This window comes from Paeniglutamicibacter psychrophenolicus, from assembly GCF_030812255.1.
Lineage (GTDB): Bacteria > Actinomycetota > Actinomycetes > Actinomycetales > Micrococcaceae > Paeniglutamicibacter > Paeniglutamicibacter psychrophenolicus_A.
Genome location: NZ_JAUSSH010000009.1, coordinates 19,340 through 44,148 on the forward strand (window position 1 = coordinate 19,340; position 24,809 = coordinate 44,148).

The following is a 24,809-nucleotide window of genomic DNA, read 5'->3' on the forward strand; positions in this document are numbered from 1 at the left end:
TGCGGGGTCGATGTGCCCTTGACCCGGCGAAGCGCGGATGCCTCCGGAAACCGTGGCGGCCACCAGGCCGATGAATTGGACCAGGATGATGTCACTGGGATTGGCCGCACCGTCGATGACATCATCGATCTCCGAACCCGGCGGCCTCCCCGTCGCCGGTGACAATCCAAACGGGCCCGGCAAAGCACAAACCTCCTGCTCGAGGCAGCAATCGGGAGGTTCGGACGCCGCCGGTGCGGCGTGGATGCAGGGTGCCGCGCATCATGCCCCGGGGCCGGGGCGGAAACTCGGACTTCACCTGGCAAACGCGTTAGGCTTGGCGAGTATGTTTTCGCCCAACGGACCGCAACCAGCGGCCTCGTGAACCATTGGAGTTGTTATGGCGCCTCAGTCCAAGCTCGATCAAGTCATCTCCCTCGCCAAACGGCGCGGCTTCGTCTTCCAGGCCGGTGAAATCTACGGTGGCTCCCGCTCGGCATGGGACTACGGACCCCTGGGCACCGAGCTCAAGGAAAACATCAAGCGCGAATGGTGGCAGACCTTTGTCCGCGGACGCGAGGACATGGTGGGACTGGATTCCTCCATCATCCTGCCCAAGGCCGTCTGGGAGGCCTCCGGCCACGTTGAGACATTCACCGACCCGCTGGTCGAGTGCACCTCCTGCCACAAGCGCCACCGCGCGGACCACCTCCTCGAGGCCTTTGAGGCCAAGAAGAAGCGCAAGCCGGTCGACGGCATGAGCGAAATCGCCTGCCCCGACTGCGGCACCAAGGGCCAGTTCACCGAACCGCAGATGTTCTCCGGGCTGATGAAGACCTTCCTGGGCCCGGTCGACACGGCCGCCGGCATGGCCTACATGCGCCCGGAAACCGCCCAGGGCATCTTCGTGAACTTCAACAACGTGCTCACCGCGTCCCGCAAGAAGCCGCCGTTCGGCATCGGCCAGATCGGCAAGGCCTTCCGCAACGAGATCACGCCGGGCAACTTCATCTTCCGCACCCGCGAGTTCGAGCAGATGGAAATCGAGTTCTTCACCGCACCCGAGGATGCCCCGGCCTTCTTCGACAAGTGGGTCGAGGACTGCTGGGCCTGGTTCCTGGATCTGGGCATCAACGAGGAAAACCTGCGCCGCTTCGACGTCCCGGACGGCGAGCGTGCCCACTACTCCGAGGCCACCATCGACTTCGAGTACCGCTTCGGCTTCCAGGGTTCGGAGTGGGGTGAGCTCATGGGCGTCGCCAACCGCACCGACTACGACCTGTCCAGCCACTCCAAGGCCTCGGGCACCGAGCTGTCCTACTTCAACCAGGCCACCGGCGAGCGTTTCACCCCGTACGTGATTGAGCCTTCCTTCGGCCTTACCCGTTCGATGATGGCCTTCCTGGTCGACGCCTACGTCGAGGACGAGGCCCCGAACGCCAAGGGCGGGGTGGACAAGCGCACCGTGCTCAAGCTCGACCCGCGACTGGCCCCGGTCAAGGCCGCGGTGCTGCCGCTCTCGCGCAACGAGGACCTGTCCCCGAAGGCCAAGGCACTGGCCGCCGAGCTGCGGAAGTCCTGGAACATCGACTTCGACGATGCCGGCGCCATCGGCCGCCGCTACCGCCGCCAGGACGAGATCGGCACGCCGTTCTGCATCACCGTGGACTTCGACACCCTCGAGGACCAGGCCGTGACCATCCGCGACCGCGACACCATGACCCAGGAACGCGTGGCACTGGACAAGGTGCGCACCTACCTGTCCGAGCGCCTCAACGGAGCCTAGGGACATGTCGACACTCGAGTACCGGCCCTGGGCGGACGGGGACGATTTGGCGTTGCTGGAGATCTTCGGCGACCCGGCCTCCCCGCACGCCCACCAGGACCGCACGATGTTCCGCAAGGATTCGGATGCGCCCTTCAGCCGCGCGCTGGTGGCCACCGACCAGGGCATCGCCGTGGCGGCCGGCGTGGTGTTCGCCTCGACGCTGCATCCGCAGCGGCTGTGGCTGTATGTGGAAGTTGCGCGGGAGCACCGCCGCACCGGTGTGGGCACCGAGCTGGTGGCGCGCCTTCGGGCGTTGGTCCCGGCCGGGCAAAGCACCGAGCTGAAGGCCCGCTACACCGTGACCGCGGGAACCGATGCAGCAGCGGCCGCGGGGTTCTGCGCGTCACTGGGCATGAAGCAGATCCAGGTCGCCCGCGACGTGGTTGTCGAGCCCGGCGGCCTGGCGCTGCCGCACTTCGACGACGACGGGCTGACCCTGGAGGACATCGGAACCGGCAGCGTCGAGCTGACCCGCCTGGTCATCGAGTTCTACAACTCGATCCACGCGTGGGATCCGGCGAACATGACCCTGGGCAGCGCGCAGAAAATGCTGCTCGATGACGCCACCGGTGCCCAGGGAGTGATCGTGTTCCGCGACAAGCCCAAGGCCCAAGGCGGGAAGATCCTGTCCTTTGCCATCAGCTACACCCCGGCGCGCGCCGATGCGCCCGCCGATGTGCTGCTGGGCTGGAACCCGGAACTCGGCCAGGACGAATCGGCCGAGCCGATCCGCGGGATGCTGGCCATGCTGGCGCACCAGTACCCGGTGAAGCTGGAGGTCGACGGCTCGATGGTCGTGCTCTCCTCGCTGATCGACGTGCTGGTCGCGGCCAAGCACGCAACGGTCACCGCCACCACGCACATCGTGGCGACCGCGTAGGTCCTGCCTGCAACGCCGATGGCGTCGGTCCGTTTCCCCGTGCGGGGGAGTGGACCGGCGCCATCGTTGTTTGATGGTGGTGCCTGCGAGCACGTGAACGTGGCGTCGGAAAGGTCCGCGTGGTCGGTGGCCCAAGTGCGCCCCCATCCATGTGGCCGGCAGGGTGGAATGCGCAGCAAGTCCCATTGGTATGGCTGTCGCCCGGCTTTTGATCAAAGGTGATCGGGTACGGGTAGTCATTTCCCCACCCGAAAGTATCACCGCCGCTGCAAGAAATGGTGCATCAGGATCGGATCCTTTTTCTCGTTTAGATTCTTTAGATTCCATGGCATCTCTCTTCGTGATGCTTGGGAGAACTGTGGCGGCAATTAGCGGACCGCGGCTGATCTCAGTACGCGCGGCGAATCGAGCAAACACCAGCTGGCCCAGGTTTTCGATCCCGGGCTCACCGACCGGAGACGCCAGATCCGGAAGCTCATGGGGCTGGACCCAGCCCGATCCATGTCAGGGGAAAGTGGCCCCGCCAATGGCCGGGATATCCGGCCCGGAAATGCGGAAAACGAGGCAAAAGAGTGTGGCCAAACGGGATACTCCCGGCCCTGTTCCGCCATCGGGGGAGCTGCCAGAGTAGTGCGGCGTCAATCTGCGATCTTGTATCAGACTGTTGACACAAGATCTCAATGGTGCTTGTATTGTTGCACTGGTACAAGTTGGGGAAGGGGGAATCGTGAACGAATCAACGGCGTCCGGCGGTTCTTCCCGTCCACCAGCACACTCGACACCGGAAGCCCTGGGCGCCGGATCGATCATCGTGGACCCGGCGCACCCGTCGGGTCCCGCCGAACAGGTCCGCAGCCAACTCGCCGCACTGATCCACGGCGGTGTGCTGCAGGCCAACGCCAAGCTGCCCACCGTGCGCCAACTCGCCGGGGACCTGCGCCTGGCCGCAGGCACGGTGGCCAAGGCCTACAGGGAACTGGAAGCCGCCGGGTTGGTCCGCACCGGCCGGGCCGCCGGAACCCGGGTCAACCCGGGCAGGGGCCTGGCCGAACCGGCACTTATCGAGGCGCAGGACTTTGCCCGTGCTGCCAAGGCCGCGGGCCTGAACCTCGAACAGGCCCAGGGATTGCTTGCCGTGGGGTGGGACCGCACGGGCACCTGAGAATCGCGCATCATCTCCGCCACCACCTGCCGGCGTCCGCACGCCAGGTGGCGGGGGCATCGACACAGCGTCGAGGTCTGCGGATGTTGGACCCGGCGGGTCCCGGCACAAGGTGGGATGAACGATGGAACTCTCAACGACGACGGTTCTTTTACTGGTCGCGGTAACAATATTGCTGGTGGCCCTTGTCTGGGTCCTGGTCCGGGCGGTGCCGCGCACCCGCGGGAAACTGAGGATCGAAACCTCGTTGCTCGATCCGCCTTCCCGGCGTGCCGCGGCAACGCTGCTGGCCGGATGGGGTGCCGCCGCAGGCTGGTCGCTGGCGGCCGGCGTGGCCGTCTACCTGGTGCTCCGCGTGGCCATGGAAGGGTGGGCCCGTGCGGTGGTCCAGGCGGCGAATGCGCCGTACGACGCGGAAGCAGACACGCACTTCCAGGGATTCATGGCCTGCCAGCTGCTGCCGGAGTCGAGCCCGGGGGCCACCCAGGAAGACGTGGACAGGTGCTACCAGGCCCTGGGGGAGTCGCCCTTGGCACCGCCGCAGGCCAACGACGCGTGGCCGCTCTTGCCGGGACTTCTGGTGCCCTTGGTTGCGGTGGCGGTGGCCCTGGGTTTGCTGGCCCTGTTGGTTGCCCGGCGGAAAAACCCCGCGGAGTCTGGTGCCGCGGTGCTTTCGGCGCAGCTGAAGCCCAGGGGATTCCTGAGCTTCGGACCGCGCTGGGCCCTGGTGATTCCCGCGGTCGCCGCCTTGTTGCTGTGTGGATGGCTGGTGGCCACGGGCCTTGCCTCGAGCAGGGACGCCTACGGCCGCTTTACCCGGCTTGTCGTCGTGCGCAACACGGCCGCGGATGACCCTGCGGTCGGCTATGCGCTGCCGCTGACCCCCGGAACCCAATCGGTGGATATCCACGGCTGGTTCTTCGGCGTTCCGATGATCACCGCGGCGCTGCTTGCGCTGGTGCTTGCCGTGCTGTTGCTGCGCTCGCTGGCCCGGGCCCCGCGGCCCGTGGATCCGGGCCTGCTCGGGGTCGATGACCTGGCCCGGACGCTGAAAGCAAAGTTCGTGGCGGGTGTTGCCGGTGCGGGCATGCTCGCGGCACTGGCCCCGGTGGCCATCCACACCGGCGGCGCGATGCTCACCGTCGCCGGCGACGTGCGCGTGGCCGGGGAGAACGCCGAATTCTTCTACCACGACACGATGCTCAGTGGCGTCTACAGCTATGTCGCCGGGTTGCTGTTCACTGGCCTGGCAATCCTGATGCTGGTGCTGGCCCTTGCCGCTGCCATTGAGTTGGTCGCGGCTCGAAAGCTTGCCGTGGCGGTCGCCCTGGACGAGGAGCGGCAGGGCTCGGGCCAGGATTTCCGGTAGGAGCCCGGGAACAGCAATGCCGTTGGTGTCCCGAGCACCCAAGAACGGGGGACAGGAGGCCAACGGCATGAGGGAAAGCTAGTTCTTCCAGCCGATTTTCCGGGCGATGTTCGCGATTTCCGTCATCACGTGCGCGTTGTAGTCCACGCCGAGCTGGTTCGGCAGGGCGAAGAGCACGTAGTCGGCCTCGCCGATCGCCTCGTCGGCCATGAACTGCGCCGCGACCTCCTCGGGGGAGCCCGAATAGGTGGGTCCCGAGAGGGCCACCGAGCCGTCCAGGATCCCCACAGAGTCCCCGCGTTCGCGGCGCCCGAAGTAGATATCATCCTTGTCGGTGGTGATCGGGAAGGCGCTGCGGGTCACCGCGGTCTTCCCGCCGGTGGTGCGCCCGCTGGCGGCGTATGCAGCCTTGTACCGGCGCAGTTGGTCGGCCTGCAGCACGTGGAAGGGCCGCCCGTCGTCTTCCAGAAGCAGCGTGGAGGAGAGCAGGTTCATGCCGACTTCGCCGGTCCACAAACCGGAACCGATGGTCGCCGCTCCCCACCAGATCCTGTTTTCCAGGCCTGGGGAGATCGGGTTGATCGGCAGCAGCTCGTCTTGCTCGTGGTGGTGGTGTCCGCCGGGTTCCGGGTGGGCGATGCCCGCCCCGGTGATGGCCTTGCGGAACAGGGCCGTGCGCTCGCGGGTCGCGTTGGCCCAGCTGTTGCCCGGTTCCAGGTGGTAGCCGAACTGGTGCTGCCCGTCGCGGGCGGGTTCGGGCGAGCCGCGGCTGACGCCCAGCTGCAACCGGCCGTTGCTGATCGCATCCACGGCCCCGGCCATTTCGGCCATGTAGAGCGGGTTTTCATAGCGCATGTCGATCACCCCGGTGCCGACCTCGAGCGTGGTGGTCTTTGCCGCCATGGCGGCCAGCAACGGGAACGGCGTGGAGAGCGAGTTGCCGAAGTGGTGCACCCGCATCCAGGCTCCGTCGAACCCGGACTCCTCGGCCGCGACCGCCAGGTCCATCATCTGCCGCACGGCGTCGGATCCGGTGGGCACCGGTGAATTGCTGGACCCACCCGAGTGGCCGAAAGTCAGGAACCCGATCTTTTTCACACGTCACCTTTTCCTGCAAGCTTATGTACCTTGGGTACAGCCGCGGCAAAACGTAATTTGTTCCCGGACGCAAGGCAACGGCCGCTCGCGCGCGTTGGGGGCATGGCGGGGGCAACGGATGCGCCCAGCCCAAGCTTTGGCCCGTCTTGCAAAATGGGCGAGTGGACGGTTCAGTCCGCCACGGCATCAATAGTGATAGCGAGCCTGCACGATCGTCACGTAGTGGTCGTTGACAAGGTAAACCAAGCGGTTGGCCTCGTCGATTCGCCTGGACCAAACACCGGCCAACGCATGCTTCAGTGGCTCCGGTTTTCCAATTCCGTCGAAAGGATCATCTCGGAAAATGTCTTCGATGAGGGTGTTGATCCGCTTGAGGGTTTTGCGATCCTGGGTTTGCCAGTACAGGTAGTCTTCCCAGCCTTCTGGCGCCCAAGCCAGGACGCGGCCGCTCAAGGCTCTATGAGCCCATGTTCGACGATGCGCCCTTCACGCGCGGACTCAAGCGCCGAAAGAAGGCGATGCGCGTTCTTGGGGGAGCGCAGCAAATAGCTGGTTTCCACGAGGGCGTCATATTCATCCTTGGACATCAGCACCGCAGATCCACGCTTTGATGTGATCTCAATTTCGGTTTGATCGAGGTTGACGCGCTCGATGAGGCCAAATAGGTCGCGCCGCGCTTCGCTTGTCGTAATTGCCATGAAAATCCTCCTACTTGTACTGGATATGGTACCACTTTGGGTTTGGGACCCTTTGTGGGGAAGCCGTGGTGGAGCCGACGCCAATGACATGGCGATGCAGAACTGACGAGGGTTGACGGCGGAGTGAGGGCCCTATGCACGCTGTACATGTTGCCGCTCATCCACTGCCCGTGAAAATTCCGGATGCCGGGTCCAGGCCGGCCAGGTGGCGCGTTGCCGACGGTGTGATCCACAAGGCTGCCCCGCGGTGACACGGATTTGCATCTATTTGAGAGAATGGGTTAGTGACTGCAATTGCCGATGTAACCGAAAACGCCGCGCCCACCCCGGCGAAGCTTGAGCTGCCCCCGCTGAAACTGGGCAAGCACACCATTGACACCCCGGTGATCCTTGCCCCCATGGCAGGCATCACCAACAAGGCCTTCCGCCGGCTCTGCCGCGAATACGGCGGCGGGGTGTATGTCACCGAGATGGTCACCTCCCGGGCATTGGTGGAACGCAACACCGAGTCGATGCGCATCATCTCCCACGATCCGGACGAGGAACTGCGCTCGGTCCAGCTCTACGGCGTGGATCCCAAGACCGTCGGCGCCGCCGTGCGCCTGATCGTCGAGGAAGACCGCGCCGACCACATCGACCTGAACTTCGGCTGCCCGGTCCCCAAGGTCACCCGCAAGGGCGGGGGAGCGGCGCTTCCGTGGAAGACCGACCTGTTCACCGCCATCATCAAGGCCGCCACCACCGAGGCCGCCCGCGGGGAGGTGCCCCTGACCATCAAGATGCGCAAGGGCATCAACGAGGACCACCTCACCTACATCGAATCGGGCAAGATCGCCCGCGACCACGGCGTCGCGGCCGTCGCGCTGCACGGGCGCACCGCCAGCCAGTACTACTCCGGCAAGGCCGACTGGGATTCGATCGCACGCCTGCGCGAAGCCCTGCCGGACATGCCGGTGCTGGGCAACGGGGACATCTGGAGCGCCGAGGACGCCGTGGCCATGGTCCAGCAGACCGGCGTCGACGGCATCGTCGTGGGGCGCGGCTGCATGGGCCGACCCTGGCTTTTCGGGGACCTGCAGGCGGCCTTCGAGGGGACCGACAAGCGCTACACGCCTGGCCTGGCAAAGGTCGCCGAGACCGTCTACCGCCACGCGGAACTGCTCACCGAGTACTTCGAGGACGAATTCAAGGGCCTGCGTGATATCCGCAAGCACATGGCCTGGTACTTCAAGGGCTATCCGGTCGGCGGGGACATCCGTTCCGCCCTGGCCCAGGTCCCCACCCTGGAAGTCTTGCGCGACCTGCTGGCGCAGCTCGACCTGGACATGCCGTACCCGGGCAAGGATGCCGAGGGCCAGCGCGGGCGCGCCGGATCCCCGAAGAAGACGCACCTGCCCGACGGCTGGCTTTCGACCCGTGAAATGAACGAGAGCCACAAGGCCATGATCGCCGCGGCCGAACTAGACATTTCCGGCGGCTAAGGAGCCCCATGTTGCAGATTCCCGGATACACCGAAGCGGATGCCGAACGCTGGGCCCCCGAACCGCCCAAGAAGGCCTACCGCACCGCGTTCGAACGCGACCGTGCCCGGGTGTTGCACTCCTCGGCGTTGCGCCGCCTGGGCGCCAAGACCCAGGTCGTGGCACCCTCGTCCGACGACTTCGTGCGCACCCGGCTGACCCACTCCCTGGAGGTCGCCCAGGTGGGCCGCGAGCTGGGTGCCACCCTGGGCTGCGACCCCGATGTGGTGGACACCGCTTGCCTGTCCCACGACCTGGGCCACCCGCCCTTCGGGCACAACGGCGAGACCGCCCTGAACGAGTTGGCCCGCGACATCGGCGGGTTCGAGGGCAACGCCCAGACCCTGCGCCTGCTGACCCGCATCGAAACCAAGACCTTCCGGCACAACGGCGCCTCGGCCGGGCTGAACCTCACCCGCGCCTCGCTGGATGCCGCGTGCAAGTACCCCTGGCTGCGCGCCGACGCCCCGGAAAAGAACGGGAAGAAGACTTCCAAGTTCGGCGTCTACGCCGACGACGCCCCGGTCTTCGACTGGCTGCGCTTCGGCTCGGGCGCCGAGGCCCGCCAGACCTGCATCGAGGCCCAGGTCATGGACCTGGCCGACGACATCTCCTACTCGGTGCACGACGTCGAGGACGCGATCAACGCCGGGCGCTTCCAGCTGCGCTGGATCAAGGACCCGGACCAGCGTGCCCGCGTCATCACCTTCACCCGCCAGTGGTACCTGCCGCACGTCGAGGACGCCGTGATCGACGCGGCGTTCAAGCGCCTGGAGGCCACCGCGGAATGGGTTCCGCACACCGACGGCTCGCGCCGCTCCATGGCCGCGCTGAAGGACATGACCAGCCAGTTCATCGGCCGCTTCTGCCAGTCCGCCATCGATGCGACCCGCGAACAGTTCGGCCACGGGGAACTGACCCGCTTCAACGCGGCGCTGATCGTCCCCGAATCCACCGAGCACGAGATCGCCGCCATGAAGGGCCTGGCTACCGCGTACGTGATGACCAGCGACGAGCGCAAGCCCATCTACGCACGGCAACGCGAGACCCTCATGGAACTGGTGACACTGCTCAACGAGACCGGGGACAGGTACCTGGAACCGCTCTTCGCCGCCGACTGGCGCGACGCCGCCGACGACGCCGACCGGTTGCGCACCGTCATCGACCAGGTGGCCTCGCTCACCGACGCCTCTGCCATCGAATGGCACGCCACCCTGGTGCTGGGCAAGAGCTTTTCCGAGCGGCTCTTCTAGGTCCGCCCCGCCCGATCCACAGCCCGGGACCCGGCGGCACCTGCCACCGGTGAATGGTCACTAGACTGGAGGGCATGGCAGGCCTGATTAAGCGTGAAGATATCGACGAAGTCCGCAACCGCACGGACATCAAGGAAGTCATCGACGGATACGTGACGCTGAAATCCGCCGGTGTCGGTTCCTGGAAGGGCCTGTGCCCTTTCCACGACGAGCGTTCCCCGTCCTTCCACGTGCGCCCGCAGGTCGGCTCCTTCCACTGCTTCGGCTGCGGGGAATCGGGCGACGTGATCGCCTTCCTGCAGAAGATCAACCACGGCACCTTCTCCGAGACCGTCGAGCAGCTGGCCGCCCGCGTCGGCATCGAGCTGCACTACGAGGACGGGGGCACCGGCCCGCGCCGCGAGGAGACCGGCCGCCGCCAGCGCCTGCTCGACGCCCACAAGATCTCCGAGGAGTTCTTCCGCGAACAGCTCACCACCCCCGGTGCGGCCGCCGGCCAGAAGTTCCTCTCCGAGCGCGACTTCGATGCAGAGGCCGCAGCGCACTTCGGCGTCGGCTATGCACCCCAGGGCTGGGACGCATTGCTCAAGCACCTGCGCGGCCGCGGCTTCCAGGACGAGGAACTCAAGCTCACCGGCATCTTCTCCGAGGGCAACCGCGGGATCTACGACAGGTTCCGCGGCCGGCTCATCTGGCCCATCCGCGACCTCACCGGGGCCACCATCGGCTTCGGGGCGCGCAAGCTCTACGAGGACGACCAGGGCCCCAAGTACCTGAACACCCCCGAGACCCAGCTCTACAAGAAGTCACAGGTCCTCTACGGGGTCGACCTGGCCAAGCGCGAGATCACCAAGACCCGCCAGCTGGTCGTCGTCGAGGGCTACACCGACGTCATGGCCTGCCATCTCTCGGGCATCGGCACCGCCGTGGCCACCTGCGGCACCGCCTTCGGCACCGACCACATCAAGATCGCCCGCCGGCTGCTGCGCGACGACGGATCCGGCGGCGAAGTGGTCTTCACCTTCGACGGCGACGCCGCCGGCCAGAAGGCCGCGCTGCGCGCCTTCGAGGAAGACCAGAAGTTCATCGCGCAGACCTACGTCGCGGTCGAGCCGACCGGTGCGGACCCGTGCGACCTGCGCCAGACCCGCGGCCCGGAGGCCGTGCGCGAGCTCATCGACTCCAAGCGACCGCTGTTCGAGTTCGCCATCAAGGCCGGGTTGAAGAACTTCAACCTCAACACCGTCGAGGGCCGCGTGCAGGCGCTGCGCGTCAGTGCCCCAATCGTCGCCGGGATCCGCGACTCGGCCATCCGCCCGGCCTACGCCCGCGAACTGGCCGGCTGGCTGGGCATGGACATGGAGGACGTGAACCGCGCCGTGGGCGCCTCGGTGCGGCGCAACCGGATGCCCAAGAACGCCGAGCCCCTCCACGGGAACGCGGGCCATGCGGCGCAGGAGCAACCCGCCGCGCCCGTCTACTCCCGCCCGGACCCGCGCGATCCCGTGTCCCGGATGGAACGCGAGGCCCTGGAAGTGGTGCTGCAGCAGCCGGCGCAGCTGACCCCCGAGCAGTGGCAGGCGTTCTACGACGCCCGGTTCATGGCCCCTGCCCATGCCGCTGTCCACGACGCCGTGCGTGCCGCCGGGCTGGCCGGGGCCACCCCCTCGCAGTGGGTCGAGGCGATCCGTCAGGAAGTTCCCGAACCGCTGCGCTCGTTCGTCTCCGAGCTGGCCGTCACCCCGTTGCCGGCGAGCACCACCGATGCCCTGCTGCGCTATTGCAACGACATCATCAACCGCCTCTTCGAGCTGCAGATCACGCACCTGAAGGCGGAGAAGATGGGCGAGCTCCAGCGCATGGATCCGGAAGGCGATCCGGAGGGATTCCAGCGCATCAACCGCGAGCTTTTGGAGCTGGAATTGCGGCGCCGGGCACTGCGCCAGGAGTAGTCGCCAACGGGCTCGGGAACGATTTTTGTTTTCCTGAAACCTTGTGTAGAGTATTCCTCGTTGCATTCCTCCGTAGCTCAATTGGCAGAGCATCCGACTGTTAATCGGAAGGTTACTGGTTCAAGTCCATTCGGGGGAGCCAGAGAAGGAAATCCCGGACCAATTGGTCCGGGATTTCCTGGTTTAACACCGTTTTCTGGCCGTTTCAGGCATGGCCGGGACCGCCGCGTGAATCTACGCTGGTGCCATGGAATGGCTGGCGGCGTACGACTACGGCATGGCCCGCGAAATCCTGCAACGCGGGGTCGCGCTGATCTACCTCATTGCCTTCGTTTCCACGCTGAACCAGTTCCCGGCACTGGCCGGCGAGCACGGATTGCTTCCGGTGCCCAGGCTGCTTGCCGGACCCGGTGCCCGGCGGCCTACGCTGTTCAGCCGGATCGGTTACTCGGACCGGAAACTGGTGGCCGTGTGCGCCGCCGGGATCGGAATCTCCGCGGTGCTGGTGGCCGGGCTTCCCCAGGCCGGGCCCCCGTGGCTGCCGCTGGCCGCCTTCCTGGCCCTGTGGGGCCTGTACATGTCGATCGTGAACGTGGGGCAGGTCTTCTACGGATTCGGCTGGGAAATGCTGCTGCTCGAGGCCGGGTTCACCGTGGGCCTGCTCGGTTCCCGGCAGGTCCCGCCACCGCTGACCATCCTGCTGCTGGTTGCCTGGCTGGTGTTCCGGCTGGAATTCGGTGCCGGAATGATCAAGTGGCGCCGGGACCCGGCCTGGCGAAACCTCACGGCCATGTACTACCACCACCAGACCCAGCCGATGCCCGGTCCGTTGAGCCGCCGGGCCCACCTGGCCCCGGAATGGTGGCACCGCATCGAGGCGGCGGGCAACCACGGCGCCCAGCTGCTGGTCCCGTTCCTGCTCTTTGCGCCCCAGCCGGTTGCCTCCGTCGCCGCCGGGGTCGTCATCGCCACGCAGTTGTGGCTGGTGCTCACCGGCAACTTCGCCTGGCTGAACTGGCTCACCATCGTGCTGGCCACCTGCCGGATCAGCGATCCGCTGGTGCGGAGGATTCTTCCGTGGCTGCCGCCGGAAACCGGGGTGCGCGCCGGGGCCCCGATCTGGTGGACCGTGCTGGTGCTGGCCGGCACGCTGTTGCTGGTGGTGCTCTCCATCCCGGCACTGCGCAACCTCGCCACCCCGGCCCAGCTCATGAATGCCGCGTTCAACAAGTGGCAGCTGGGCAACGCCTACGGTGCCTTTGGCACGGTCACCCGGGAACGGATCGAGGTCGTGATCGAGGGCACCGAGGACGAAGCGACCACCGCGGCGACCTGGCTGGAATACGGGTTCAAGGGCAAGCCCGGCGATCTGGCCAGGCGGCCGCGCCAGTTCGCGCCCTACCACCTGCGCCTTGACTGGATGATGTGGTTCCTGCCGCTGGGCTCGATCCACCAGCGCTGGTTCTACACGCTGCTGGCCCGGCTGCTGGAGGCCGATGCCAAGACCCTGGCGCTGCTGCGGCACGACCCGTTCTCCGGAAGGAAACCGCGCTTCATCCGGGTGCTGACGTACCGCTACCGTTTTGCCACCGCGGCCCAGCACCGGAGCACCGGTGACCTGTGGGTGCGTGACCGGCGCCGGGTGGCGATCGGTCCGATTGAACGGCAATGACCGGACCTCCGGTAGCTGGCGGATAGCTGCGGGTCCACCGGGCCGGGTGTCAGTAGGATGGGACGGTGGCTCATATCGACGTATCCGACATCCATTATTTCCTTTCCGACGGCACCCAGTTGCTCGGCGGCGTCACCTTCAAGGTGACCAGCGGCAGCAAGACCGCATTGATCGGCCCCAACGGCGCAGGGAAGACGACGCTGTTCAAGATCATCGCCGGCGACCTGAAATCCGATGAGGGCGTGGTCTCCCGCTCCGGCGGCATGGGCATCATGCGCCAGTTCGTGGGCCAGGTCCGCGACGAGTCCACGGTGCGCGACCTGCTGGTCTCCACCGCCTCGGCGGACCTTGCGGCGGCGGCCAAGGCCATCGACGAGACCGAGCTGCTGATGATGGAATCCGATGACGAGAAGGTCCAGATGCGCTACGCGCAGGCCATCATCGACTGGGGAGATGCCGGCGGCTACGAGCTGGAAACTGCGTGGGACAAGGTCTGCATGGCCGCCCTCGGGGTTCCCTTCGACCGCGCATCCCACCGCCTGGCCTCCACGCTCTCGGGCGGCGAGCAAAAGCGCCTCGTGCTCGAAGCGCTCTTCGAGGGCCCCGACGAGCTGTTGCTGCTCGACGAGCCGGACAACTACCTCGATGTCCCGGGCAAGCGGTGGCTCGAGGCAACACTGAACGAATCGCCCAAGACCGTGCTGTTCATCAGCCACGACCGCGAATTGCTCAACAACGCCGCCAACCGCATCGTCACCTTGGAACCGGGCCACTCGGGTGCCACCGCGTGGATCCACGGCGGCGCCTTCGGCTCCTACGTCGATGCGCGCCGGGAACGCAACGAACGCTTCGAGGAGCTGCGCAAGCGCTGGGACGAGGAACACGCCAAGCTCAAGGAGCTGGTGAACATGTACAAGAACAAGGCGGCGTTCCGCTCCGACATGGCCAACCGCTACCACGCGGCCCAAACGCGCCTGGCCAAGTTCCTCGAAGCCGGTCCGCCCCAGGCCATCCCGCTGGAACAAAACGTCAACATGAGGCTCAAGGGCGGGCGCACCGCCAAGCGGGCCATCGTCGCCGAAAAATTGGAGCTCACCGGGCTGATGAAGCCCTTCAGCAACGAGATCTGGTTCGGGGACCGCGTGGCGATCCTGGGCTCGAACGGTTCGGGAAAGTCCCACTTCCTGCGCCTGTTGGCCTCCGGCGGCACGGATCCCGAACGCGAGCACCTGCCGGTGGCCGACTTCGAGATCGCCGAGGTCCCGCACAACGGAACCGTGAAGCTCGGCGCACGGATCCGCCCCGGGTTCTTCGCCCAGACCCACAGCCGCCCGGACCTCATGGGCCGGTCCCTGCTGGACATCCTGCACCGCGGCGACGAACACCGCTCGGGCATGGCCCGGGAAGCGGCCTCGGGCGCGCTGGACGGCTACGGCCTGGCCGGCCAGGCCGAGCAGAAGTACGATTCGCTCTCCGGCGGCCAGCAGGCGCGTTTCCAGATCCTGCTGCTGCAACTTTCCGGCGCGACGCTGCTGCTGCTCGACGAACCGACCGACAACCTCGACCTGCACTCCGGGGAGGCGCTGGAACGGGCCATCGAATCATTCGAGGGAACCGTCCTGGCGGTGACCCACGACCGCTGGTTCGCCAGGTCGTTCGACCGATTCCTGGTGTTCGGTTCCAACGGGAAGGTCTACGAATCCACGGAGCCCGTTTGGGACGAGACCCGCGTGCAGCGGGACCGGTAGGAGCCGCTTTCCCGGCTGTGGCCAAGGACACGGCCGGAAAATCCGGACCCGGATTTGGGTTCCATTTGGGGCTCTGGTAACGTATAACTCGCTTCATTCCCCCGTAGCTCAATTGGCAGAGCGTCCGACTGTTAATCGGAAGGTTACTGGTTCAAGTCCATTCGGGGGAGCGCAATGTGGAATCCCCGCTCTCCTTGGGAGGGCGGGGATTTCTTGTGTCCGGGCAATCTCATACCCTGGGAGTACCCCTTCGGGTTGAGTCGTTTAAGCACGTCCGGGTGGTAGTTTTGGGTTGAGCGGACCGGGCCGGGGCCGCATGAAATGGAGACAGCATGTCTGGATCGGAATCGACTGGAAGCCAGTACCAGTCAGCGCCAACAACTTTAAAGGGACAAGTGAGCGGACTGAGCCGCCTGATCCCGAACCAACTGGCCGACGAAGCCCGCATCGCCGCCAACGTCCTGAAGTCAAAGGGCATCAACGTCGGCATTGCCGCAGGCGCCGGAATCCTGGCCCTCGCCTTGCTCGGGCTCATGGCGATCGCACTGGTCGTCGCGCTGGTCATGGGCATCGGCACCGTCATCTCGCCGTGGCTTGCCGCGCTGCTGGTGGCCGCCGGATTCCTGGTCCTCGCCGTTGTCCTGGGCTTGTTCGCATTCCTGAAGGTCAAGAAGGCCATGCCGTTGCTGCCGGACGAAGCAATCCGCGGATTCCGGCATGATCTGGGCGTGGTGAAGGAAGGCAGCGCCTTCGACGTCTCGACGCTTGACGAGCCACGGCCTTCGAAGAAGAAGGACGAGCATGATGCCGAGCAGGCCGGGGAAAACGAGCCCAAGGCCCCGAAGCCGACCCACAACGAATTGATCATCCGCACCCGCGAGCGCCGCGAGGAAATTGCCTTGCACCGCGACGGGCTGGGGCAGAAACTGGAAGTGCCCCTGCACCTGGGCGAGAAGATCTCCGACGCCGGACAAGCTGCCGGGGATGCCGTGAGCAAGGCCGCCGGCCGGGCCCGCCACCTCGCGGACACCGCATCGGAAAAGGTCACCGAAGGCATGGAGCGGGCCACGGAAAAGCTCGCTTCGCTCAGCGGCCTCGAAGGTGAGAACGCCAAGGAAGCCCTGCGTGAACGCTGGCGCCCGTTGGCCATCATGGCCGGCTCGTTGGCGATGTTCGCCGTCTTCCTGCGCAAGCTGCTGCGCAAGTAGCCAACGCCCCGCCCACCGCTTCCGCTTCACCCCCACCCCGGTGGACAGGAGCAGGAGGGCCGGGGCACCCCAACAACCGGAAAACCTGTCCAAGGATCACGCAGACCCACGAAGGAGGCGAGCATGCGCATCATTGGAGCGGGGACACGCGATAATTTCGAATATCGCTTGCTCACCACCTTCTGGACGGTCCCGAACCTGATCACCGTTGTCAGGTTCCTGCTGGTTCCGCTGTTTGTCTGGCAGACCCTGGACATGCACTACGGCTGGGCGACGCTCACCCTGGTGATCCTGGGTTCCTCGGACTGGATCGACGGCTTTGCGGCCCGCCGCCTGGACCAGATATCAACCGTTGGCAAGTGGCTGGATCCGGTCGCCGACAGGCTGGCCTTGATCGTCATCGCCACGACCTTCGTCGCCACCGGCATCGCCCCGGCCTGGCTGGTGTTCTCGATCGTGATTCCCGATATCGTCCTGATCGTCAACACATGGGTGCTCTTCCGCGGCAGCCCCAACCTCCCGGTGAGCAACCTGGGAAAGATCCGTACCGCATTGTTGTTGGTCGGGACCCCGTTGCTGCTCATGGGAAACACCGATTGGGGCAAGGGGACCATCCTGGGGGACATTGCAACGTGGAGCCTGGCCCTGGCCTGCGTCCTGCATGTCATCGCGGCGGTCCACTACTTCATACTGGCCCACCGCAAAGCCAAGGCACTGAACTCGGGAACTGAATGGTCTGGCTAGCGGTCACCGCCGCGATCGCCGGGGCGTTCTTTCTGGCCTTCGGCACCCAACGGCAATCCAGCGCGGTGCGTGCGAGCGCCGGCGGGTTGAACGTCACGGGTTTGGGACTGCTGCGGCTTTTCCGGACGCCCCGCTGGGTGTTCGGGTTGATCCTGCTGGGGCTGGGCATGAGCCTGAACGTGTATGCCCTGGCCAGTGCACCCCTGACGGTGGTCCAACCCATTGGCGCCATTGCGTTGGTGATCACCACGGTGGTCAACGCCAGGGAACACCACATCAAGATGAACCGACCCACGATCCTGGCGATCACCGCCTGCATGGTGGGCAGCGCGGCATTTGTGTTCCTGGCCATTGAGGTCAGCGCCAAGGAACACCAGATCACCAGCGGCCAGGAGCTGCTGACAATCATGATCCTGGCCATTGCCGTGGCAATCTTCGGCGGTGCCGTGCTGCTGTTCCCGCACCGGCTCAGCGCGTTCTTCTACATCCTCGGGGCCGGGGTCCTCTTTGGATTCGTGGCGGTCCTGGTCAGGACCATTTCGGTGGCTCTGCTAGATCCCAACGGCCGCTTCATCGCGAATGTTTCCTGGTACTCGATCCTGGCCGTGATCGTCGCGGGACTGCTGGGCTCCTATTTCGTGCAGAACGCGTATTCCAAGGGACCGCCCGACCTGGTGATTGCCGGTTTGACCGTGATCGATCCGATCGTGGGCATCTCCATCGGGATTGCGATCTTTGGTGAACTCGATCCCAATGTCCAACCCGCCGTGGCGTTGAGCATGGTCGGCGCCGGATGCATTGCTATCGTGGGGGTGATCGCCTTGTCCCGGCACCATCCTGACGTGCTTGAACGCAAGGCAGAAGCCAAGCGACGAACCAGGATCACCGATGGCAAGTAGCCGGCATCGAATTCCTGCGACAGCCCAACCAAGACAATGAAACGACAACCGTGGCCTCGAGTAGTGGTCATGTCAAGGAGTGAACACACCCCGTGACGGGCGAGAAACCATTGAAGATCCTGATTGCGGCCGATACCTACCATCCGGACGTGAACGGCGCCGCGGTCTTTTGCTATCGCCTGGCCACGGCGATGACCGAGCGTGGGCACGAGGTGCACGTCATGGCCACCCGCCCGGACAAGGGGCCGACGGTCACCGAGGTCCTGCCCGAGGCGACCGTCCACCGGCTGCGCTCGCATGGTGTGCCGACGCACGAGTACTTCCGCATTTGCTTCCCCTGGGAGGTCAACCCGGAGATCAAGGCGCTGATCAACGAGATCAAGCCGGACGTCGTCCACGCCCAATGCCACTACATGATCGGCCAGGGAGCCTTGGCCTACGCGGGCAAGCAGGGCATCCGGACCGTCGCCACCAACCACTTCATGCCGGAAAACCTGGACCCGTTCCTGCCGTTCCCCAAGTGGTTCAAGCGGATCGTCGCACGCAACTCCTGGCGCGACATGGGCAAGATCATGGGGAAGGCACATGTCGTCACCACGCCGACCCCGCTGGCCGCCCGGGCCATGACCCAGTACGCACGCCTGGGCAAGGTCCTCCCGCTGTCCAATGGCATCGAATCCAGCAATTACGAGCTCGGATCCGCCGAAGCGATCGACCTCAACCCGTATCCCACGATCCTGTTCGTGGGCCGGCTGGCGGTGGAGAAGAACGTCAACGAACTCATTGACGCCCTGACCCTGATGAAGCACGTCCCGGACGCGCACCTGGAGGTCATTGGCGGCGGCGAGCAGCGGGGCCCGCTGGAAAAGCTGGCACGCGAAAAAGGCGTGGCCAACCGCGTGCACTTCCTGGGGCACGTCGATGACGAGGAACTGCGCAGCGCCTACCTGCGCTGCGACGTGTTCTGCCAGCCGGGCACCGCGGAACTGCAATCGCTGGTGACGTTGGAGGCGCTCTCCGCTTCCAAGCCCGTGGTGTTGGCCAACGCGATGGCCCTGCCCCACCTGGTCGATGACGGCGTCAACGGCTACCTGTTCGAACCGGGGGACCGCGCAGACTTGGCCAGCAAGCTGGATGCGATCCTGGCCATGGCCCCCGAGGGCCTGGCCGTGATGGGCAAGGCGGGCCATGCCAAGGCCGCCCTGCACAGCCACAGCAAGACCATGGACACCTTCGAGGCGATCTATCGGGGCGCGAGCGCCGAGGACTTCCTGCCCTGATCTTCGCGCTGGCCAAGGGTTTTTGGATGAGGAAGATGAAAACCCCCGACGGAATCCATTAGGATGGCTGGGGATGTTTCAGTGATCGCCGTCCTTGGCGGAATGATTGCTGGTCCACCCGGTATTGGGGCGGTAGCTCAGTTGGTCAGAGCAGAGGACTCATAATCCTTTTGTCGTGGGTTCAAGCCCCACCCGCCCTACACATGGACGGCCTAGTCAGACCCTGCAGACAGGGATTCCGGCTAGGCCGTTTTTCGTACTTTTGGGTCATTTGGCGGGATTCCCGCTGAAACCAACCACCACGGGCAATCGGGCGGGCCGGGGCGCACCCTGCGGCCTTCCGCGGCGGCGGCTGCGGACTCCGTTAGGCTCGAAAGGCCTGGGGGAATCGATCCCGAGGCAGCGATTTCGCCCAGGCCGCGCCCGCAACACGTTAGTTCCAAGCATCACCGCCGAAAGGACGAGACCGGTCCATGCATTGCGTCATGTTCGTCGACCAACACCCCGACACCCTCGGGGGCATGCAAACCTCCGTGAGGCTGCAGCGACGCTTCCTTGAACTGGCCGGACACCGGGTCACCATCGTCTCCCCGCGGTATCGCGGCAAGCACCCATCCGACCCGGCGGTCATCGAGTTGCCCTCGATTCCTTTGGGTCCGGGGGAGTACTCGCTGTGCATCCCCGGGAAACGCAGCGACAAGGCCCTGGCACGGGCGATCTCCGGCCGCGGCCCGGTGGACGTGGTCCACATCCAGGCCGATTTCTGGCAGGCCATCATCGGCTACCGCTTCGCCAAGGAACAGAACCTGCCGGTGGTCCACACCATGCACAACCGCCTCGACGTCGGGATCGCGGCCACCATGCCGTTCCCGGGGCTCGTCCAACGCGGCTTCGGCCTGGCCCAGAAGGCCTTCCTGCGCACCGGCCGGGGCGTGGCGGCCACGGCGTGGACATATCTGGCACGCTTCACCGACCACGCACGGCGCGTGACGGCTCCCTCGGGCCACTTCGCCCGGCTGCTGGAACACGAGGGCGTCTTTGGCGCCGTGGACGTGGTGCCAAACGGCATGGACGATGGGATCGCCGCCGAACTCCTGGCCCAGCCCGCGGCGGCCCGCAATCCGCGCCCGCGCCTGGTGTGGGTGGGCCGGTTCAGCGCCGAAAAACGCCTGCTTCCCTTCCTGGACGCGGTGGCCCTGGCCAATCTCGACGCCGAGGTCCACGTCTTCGGGGACGGCGCGGACCGGGCCAAGGCCGAAGCCAAGGCCAATGCCATGGACAAGCCAACCGTGCTGATCCGCGGAAAGGTTCCCTACAGGCAAATGCTCGCCGAACTGCGCCGGGCCGATGTCCTGGTGCAGACCTCCCAGGGATTCGAGACCCAGGGCATGACGGTCTACGAGGCTGCCGCGCTGGGCACCCCGTCGCTGCTCAGCGACCGGGCCATCGCCGAGGACCTGCCCCCAGGCGTCTACTGGCTCACGGAAGACGACTCGATCGAGGCACTGGCCAGGGCCCTGGGCCAATGCGTTTCCCAGGTGCGGGACGGCAGCGGACCGCAGACGGGATCCTTCGACCCGGAGTCCTTCCTGCAAAGCCGGCAAACCCGGCTCATGGCCACGGTCTACGAAGAGGCCATCGCGGGCTTTGCCGCCGAGTCCCGCCCGGGCGCCTAGCCCGCCGAAGCACCTACCCCAGCGGCAGCAGGATCGAGGGACGGGTGTCACGGATCGTGAGCAGCGGGTCGATGTACTGCCCGTCCAGCCGCAGGCCCCAGTGCAGGCAGCGGGCATCGCAGTGGGCGCCGGTGGCGATCATCCCGATCTCGTCGCCGATCCCGACGATCGCACCGACCCCCAGGGTGCTGCGCACCGGTTCGAAGCTGGTGAGCAGGCCCGCGCCGTGGTCGATGACGATGACCGGCCGGTCCACGATGCGCCCCACGAAGGAAACGATTCCCGCGGCCGGGGCACTGACGGTGTCCCCGGGGGACCCGGCGAGGTCGACCCCGCGGTGTCCGCCGAGCCAGCGCTCGGCCGGCGGGTCGAAGGGCCGGAGCACCTCGGGCACCGGCGGCAGCGGCCAGTTCCAGGAACCGGCCGCTGCCGGCGCCGGGTTTGCACGGACGGGGGACAGCGGGGAGGCCCCGGCCGGGGCCAGCAGCACGGCCGCGCCAACCACGAGGCCGGCGAAGGCGGAAACGGTTTTCATGTCCACGAGCATGGGCCCGAACACGGCGCTTCGCAGCGGGTTGCCGCCGGGCTGTGGAGCGACTGCGGGGATGTGATGCACGTCCCGCTCTTCTGTGCGGATGGGTCAATTTCGCGGTCCTTGGCCTGTAGTACACTGGAACACGCGGTTCTCTGTGCCTTCTTCTCGCCTGCGCGAAAAGCGGAACACATGAAACCGACTTCGCGCATGAATGATCCATGCAGCCAAATTCCAACACATGTGTGGCGGATGGCAGCGTGCGATGGCCAGGCCCACGGTCCGATTCACTTCGGTTGAGGTTTGGCATGACGGTTCTTCCGTTGCCTTCATGCCAGGGGTTGCCTCCAATTCCGGATGCGCACCATCAACCGATAACAATGGCAGTTACCGCGGCCCAGCAATGGGCCGGCCAGCTACTGCCGGAAGGAGTTGCGACATGCCAGTCGTAACCATGCGCCAGCTGCTCGACAGCGGCGTTCACTTTGGACACCAGACCCGTCGTTGGAACCCGAAGATGAAGCGTTTCATCTTCACGGAGCGCAACGGCATCTACATCATTGACTTGCAGCAGTCGCTGTCGTACATCGACCGCGCCTACGAGTTCGTCAAGCAGACCGTTGCCCACGGCGGCTCGGTTCTGTTCGTCGGCACCAAGAAGCAGGCTCAGGAAGCAATTTCGGAGCAGGCAACCCGCGTTGGCCAGCCGTACGTCAACCAGCGCTGGCTCGGTGGCATGCTCACCAACTTCCAGACCGTTTCCAAGCGCATCTCGCGCATGAAGGAACTGGAAGAGATCAACTTCGAGGATGTTGCCGGTTCGGGCCACACCAAGAAGGAGCTGCTGCTGCTCAAGCGCGAGCTCACCAAGCTGCAAACCAACCTTGGCGGCATCCGCAACCTGACCAAGACCCCTTCGGTCATCTGGGTTGTTGACACCAAGAAGGAGCACTTGGCCATCGACGAGGCACACAAGCTGGGCATCCCGGTTGTTGCCATCCTCGACACCAACTGCGACCCGGACGAAGTCCAGTACCCGATCCCGGGCAACGACGACGCCATCCGCTCCGTCAACCTGCTCACCCGCGTTGTTGCAGACGCCGTTGCCGCTGGCCTGATCGCCCGCAACAACAAGGCTGCAGGCAACACCGAAGCCCCGGCCGAGCCGCTGGCCGAGTGGGAGCGCGAACTGCTCGAGGCCTCCAAGGCCGAGGCACCTGCCGCCGAGGCTGCTGTTGAAGCTGCCCCGGCAGCCGAAGAAGCACCTGTCGCAGAAGCTGCCCCGGCAGCCGAAGAGGCACCTGCCGCTGAAGCAGCCCCGGCTGCAGACGAGGCACCGGCCGCTTCGGCCGAGTAGTCACAAAACCAAGATTCCGGATGCCGGTGTTTCCCCGCACGGGGGAACGCCGGCATCGGGGACAAACCGCGGGACGGGCCACATTCGGCCCGTCCTTCGGCGAAAAAGCTCAAAACCACTTATGAATGGGGTTGCACGTGGCAAACTACACCGCTGCTGACATTAAGGCACTGCGCGAGCGCACCGGCGCTGGCATGATGGACGTCAAGAAGGCTCTCGACGAGGCCAACGGCGACGCCGAGAAGGCCATGGAGCTCATCCGCATCAAGGGCCTCAAGGGCGCCACCAAGCGCGAAGGCCGTTCGACCTCGGAAGGCCTCGTTGCCGCCAAGGTCATCGACGGCACCGTCGGCGTCATGATCGAGCTTTCCTGCGAGACCGACTTCGTTGCCAAGAACGACAAGTTCATCGCACTGGCCGCCCAGGTCCTGGACGTTGCAGTCTCCTCCGGCGCAGCCGACCTGGAAACCCTGTTGGCCGTCGACGTCAACGGCAAGGCTCTTGGCGACGTCGTCACCGAAGAGGGCGCAGTGCTGGGCGAGAAGGTCATCGTCCGCCGCCTGTCCCGTGTCGAGGGTGCAACTGTTGATGCATACCTGCACAAGACCTCCAAGGACCTCCCGGCCCAGGTTGGCGTCCTCGTGGCCGTCGACGGCGCCGGCGACGGCGCCTTCACCGTTGCACACGACGTGGCAGTGCACACCGCCGCTATGGCACCGACCGTGCTGTCCCGCGAAGAGATCGACCCGGAGGTCGTCGAGTCCGAGCGCCGCATCGCCATGGAGACCGCCGTGGCCGAGGGCAAGCCCGAAGCCGCACTGACCAAGATCGTTGAAGGACGCCTGACCGGCTTCTTCAAGGAGCAGGTGCTGGTTGACCAGGCATTCGCCAAGGATGCCAAGAAGACCGTGGGCAAGGTGCTGGAAGAAGCCGGCGTCAACGCCACTGCCTTCGCACGTTTCCGCGTTGGTGCATAGGTAGCTCCAACAGCAGGTAAATTGGTTCCCGGGCCATAGGCTCCGATAACCGATTGCTTCACACCAAGGTAAAGGGGGTGGCCACTTCACGGTGGCCGCCCCTTTTTCCTGCCAGCACCCAGGCCCCGCGCACGCGCGGCGGCCGCCCCCCAACAGCAACGACGTGGGCCGGCACCGACCCGCACGCAGGAGGAATCACACCCCCATGGACGCAACCCCTGAACCGATTGAACACACCCACGCCCCGCGTCGCCGCCGGGTCCTGCTGAAGCTTTCCGGAGAGGTCTTCGGCGGCGGCAAGCTGGGCGTCGACCCCATCACGGTGCGCGGAGTGGCCGAGCAGATCGCTGCCACCGTGGGCAAGGTCGAGGTCGCCATCGTCGTTGGCGGCGGCAACTTCTTCCGCGGCGCCGAGCTTTCGGCCTCCGGCATGGACCGCTCCCGCGCGGACTACATGGGCATGCTCGGCACCGTGATGAACTGCCTGGCCCTGCAGGACTTCCTGGAACAGGCCGGGGTCGACACCCGCGTGCAGTCCGCGATCTCCATGGCCCAGGTCGCCGAGACCTACATCCCGCGCCGCGCCATTCGCCACATGGAAAAGGACCGCGTGGTCATCTTCGGCGCCGGCGCCGGCCTGCCGTACTTCTCCACCGACACCGTGGCCGCCCAGCGCGCCCTCGAGGTCGACGCGGATGTGGTGCTGATGGCCAAGAGCGGGGTCGACGGCGTCTACACCGCGGACCCGAAGAAGGACCCCACGGCCACCAAGCTCGAGCACCTCACCTACGACGAGGCCCTCATCAAGGACATCCGCGTGATGGACCAGACCGCGATGACCATGTGCAAGGACAACAAGCTGGAGATGATGGTCTTCGGCATGGAGGGCGACGGAAACGTCACCCGCGCCATCCTTGGCGAAAAGATCGGCACCCGCGTCACCATCTAGGTGCCCCGTGCCACGGCCCTGCGTGGCA

Annotated in this window: 21 protein-coding genes and 3 tRNA genes; 20 read left to right on the forward strand and 4 right to left on the reverse strand. The window is 65.7% G+C overall.

Annotated features, from left to right (window positions below):
• Positions 1 to 379 precede the first annotated feature (379 nt).
• From J2T21_RS13025 to J2T21_RS13040, 4 genes are all read left to right on the forward strand, one after another.
• Positions 380 to 1,765 (forward strand): glycine--tRNA ligase, encoded by a 1,386-nt coding sequence (locus J2T21_RS13025; protein WP_071215602.1) that lies wholly within the window; start codon positions 380 to 382, stop codon positions 1,763 to 1,765.
• A gap of 4 nt (positions 1,766 to 1,769) precedes the next feature.
• The gene (locus tag J2T21_RS13030) at positions 1,770 to 2,687 is read left to right on the forward strand and encodes a GNAT family N-acetyltransferase (protein WP_307581758.1); all 918 of its coding nucleotides are present in this window, start codon (positions 1,770 to 1,772) and stop codon (positions 2,685 to 2,687) included.
• Between the two features lie 727 nt (positions 2,688 to 3,414).
• Positions 3,415 to 3,849 carry a GntR family transcriptional regulator gene (locus tag J2T21_RS13035; RefSeq protein ID WP_307581759.1) on the forward strand — a complete coding sequence of 145 codons (435 nt, stop codon included), beginning with the start codon at positions 3,415 to 3,417 and terminating at the stop codon, positions 3,847 to 3,849.
• 124 nt (positions 3,850 to 3,973) lie between these two features.
• Positions 3,974 to 5,218 carry a hypothetical protein gene (locus J2T21_RS13040; RefSeq protein ID WP_307581760.1) on the forward strand — a complete coding sequence of 415 codons (1,245 nt, stop codon included), beginning with the start codon at positions 3,974 to 3,976 and terminating at the stop codon, positions 5,216 to 5,218.
• A 78-nt stretch (positions 5,219 to 5,296) separates the two neighbouring features.
• On the opposite strand, the gene J2T21_RS13045 is transcribed toward J2T21_RS13040, so the two are convergent.
• The 3 genes from J2T21_RS13045 to J2T21_RS13055 all read right to left on the reverse strand — a co-directional run bounded on the left by J2T21_RS13045 (position 5,297) and on the right by J2T21_RS13055 (position 7,014).
• Positions 5,297 to 6,316 carry an LLM class flavin-dependent oxidoreductase gene (locus tag J2T21_RS13045; RefSeq protein WP_307581761.1) on the reverse strand — a complete coding sequence of 340 codons (1,020 nt, stop codon included), beginning with the start codon at positions 6,314 to 6,316 and terminating at the stop codon, positions 5,297 to 5,299.
• 186 nt (positions 6,317 to 6,502) lie between these two features.
• Positions 6,503 to 6,769 carry a Txe/YoeB family addiction module toxin gene (locus tag J2T21_RS13050; RefSeq protein WP_307581762.1) on the reverse strand — a complete coding sequence of 89 codons (267 nt, stop codon included), beginning with the start codon at positions 6,767 to 6,769 and terminating at the stop codon, positions 6,503 to 6,505.
• The gene (locus tag J2T21_RS13055) at positions 6,766 to 7,014 is read right to left on the reverse strand and encodes a type II toxin-antitoxin system Phd/YefM family antitoxin (protein WP_307581763.1); all 249 of its coding nucleotides are present in this window, start codon (positions 7,012 to 7,014) and stop codon (positions 6,766 to 6,768) included. The genes J2T21_RS13050 and J2T21_RS13055 overlap by 4 nt, the downstream gene beginning before the upstream one ends.
• A 284-nt stretch (positions 7,015 to 7,298) precedes the next feature.
• Between J2T21_RS13055 and dusB the strand changes: the two genes are divergently transcribed.
• The 13 genes from dusB (at position 7,299) to J2T21_RS13120 (ending at position 20,966) form a co-directional block, all read left to right on the forward strand.
• Entirely contained in the window at positions 7,299 to 8,495 is a 1,197-nt protein-coding gene (dusB, locus tag J2T21_RS13060) for a tRNA dihydrouridine synthase DusB (protein ID WP_307581764.1), read from the forward strand.
• Between the two features lie 8 nt (positions 8,496 to 8,503).
• Positions 8,504 to 9,787 carry a deoxyguanosinetriphosphate triphosphohydrolase gene (locus J2T21_RS13065; RefSeq protein ID WP_307581765.1) on the forward strand — a complete coding sequence of 428 codons (1,284 nt, stop codon included), beginning with the start codon at positions 8,504 to 8,506 and terminating at the stop codon, positions 9,785 to 9,787.
• Between the two features lie 74 nt (positions 9,788 to 9,861).
• A complete protein-coding gene (gene dnaG, locus J2T21_RS13070; protein ID WP_307581766.1) occupies positions 9,862 to 11,739 on the forward strand; it encodes a DNA primase in 1,878 nt (625 codons plus the stop codon).
• A 66-nt stretch (positions 11,740 to 11,805) separates the two neighbouring features.
• A tRNA-Asn gene (locus tag J2T21_RS13075) sits at positions 11,806 to 11,881 on the forward strand.
• A 105-nt stretch (positions 11,882 to 11,986) separates the two neighbouring features.
• Entirely contained in the window at positions 11,987 to 13,411 is a 1,425-nt protein-coding gene (locus J2T21_RS13080) for a lipase maturation factor family protein (protein WP_307581767.1), read from the forward strand.
• Positions 13,412 to 13,476: 65 nt separating this feature from the next.
• Positions 13,477 to 15,159 carry an ABC-F family ATP-binding cassette domain-containing protein gene (locus J2T21_RS13085; RefSeq protein WP_307581768.1) on the forward strand — a complete coding sequence of 561 codons (1,683 nt, stop codon included), beginning with the start codon at positions 13,477 to 13,479 and terminating at the stop codon, positions 15,157 to 15,159.
• A 97-nt stretch (positions 15,160 to 15,256) separates the two neighbouring features.
• A tRNA-Asn gene (locus tag J2T21_RS13090) sits at positions 15,257 to 15,329 on the forward strand.
• A 225-nt stretch (positions 15,330 to 15,554) separates the two neighbouring features.
• A complete protein-coding gene (locus tag J2T21_RS13095; protein ID WP_307581769.1) occupies positions 15,555 to 16,367 on the forward strand; it encodes a phage holin family protein in 813 nt (270 codons plus the stop codon).
• 123 nt (positions 16,368 to 16,490) lie between these two features.
• Positions 16,491 to 17,111, forward strand: coding sequence for a CDP-alcohol phosphatidyltransferase family protein (locus J2T21_RS13100; RefSeq protein WP_307581770.1), 621 nt, complete (start codon positions 16,491 to 16,493; stop codon positions 17,109 to 17,111).
• Positions 17,099 to 18,010, forward strand: coding sequence for a DMT family transporter (locus tag J2T21_RS13105; RefSeq protein WP_307581771.1), 912 nt, complete (start codon positions 17,099 to 17,101; stop codon positions 18,008 to 18,010). Before J2T21_RS13100 ends, J2T21_RS13105 begins: the two co-directional genes overlap by 13 nt.
• A 92-nt stretch (positions 18,011 to 18,102) precedes the next feature.
• The gene (locus tag J2T21_RS13110) at positions 18,103 to 19,290 is read left to right on the forward strand and encodes a glycosyltransferase (RefSeq protein ID WP_307581772.1); all 1,188 of its coding nucleotides are present in this window, start codon (positions 18,103 to 18,105) and stop codon (positions 19,288 to 19,290) included.
• A gap of 126 nt (positions 19,291 to 19,416) precedes the next feature.
• Positions 19,417 to 19,490, forward strand: a tRNA-Ile gene (locus tag J2T21_RS13115).
• A 285-nt stretch (positions 19,491 to 19,775) separates the two neighbouring features.
• A complete protein-coding gene (locus tag J2T21_RS13120; protein WP_307581773.1) occupies positions 19,776 to 20,966 on the forward strand; it encodes a glycosyltransferase in 1,191 nt (396 codons plus the stop codon).
• A 13-nt stretch (positions 20,967 to 20,979) separates the two neighbouring features.
• Here the strand turns inward: J2T21_RS13120 and J2T21_RS13125 are convergent, their stop codons facing one another.
• A complete protein-coding gene (locus J2T21_RS13125) occupies positions 20,980 to 21,501 on the reverse strand; it encodes a M23 family metallopeptidase (RefSeq protein ID WP_307581774.1) in 522 nt (173 codons plus the stop codon).
• Between the two features lie 436 nt (positions 21,502 to 21,937).
• Here J2T21_RS13125 and rpsB point away from each other — a divergent pair, with 436 nt between their 5' ends.
• The 3 genes from rpsB to pyrH all read left to right on the forward strand — a co-directional run bounded on the left by rpsB (position 21,938) and on the right by pyrH (position 24,781).
• Positions 21,938 to 22,855, forward strand: coding sequence for a 30S ribosomal protein S2 (gene rpsB / locus J2T21_RS13130; RefSeq protein WP_307581775.1), 918 nt, complete (start codon positions 21,938 to 21,940; stop codon positions 22,853 to 22,855).
• Positions 22,856 to 22,992: 137 nt separating this feature from the next.
• Positions 22,993 to 23,832 (forward strand): translation elongation factor Ts, encoded by an 840-nt coding sequence (gene tsf, locus J2T21_RS13135; protein WP_071215756.1) that lies wholly within the window; start codon positions 22,993 to 22,995, stop codon positions 23,830 to 23,832.
• Between the two features lie 205 nt (positions 23,833 to 24,037).
• On the forward strand, positions 24,038 to 24,781 hold the full coding sequence (gene pyrH / locus J2T21_RS13140) for a UMP kinase (RefSeq protein WP_307581776.1): 744 nt from the start codon (positions 24,038 to 24,040) through the stop codon (positions 24,779 to 24,781).
• The last annotated feature ends 28 nt before the right edge of the window (positions 24,782 to 24,809 follow it).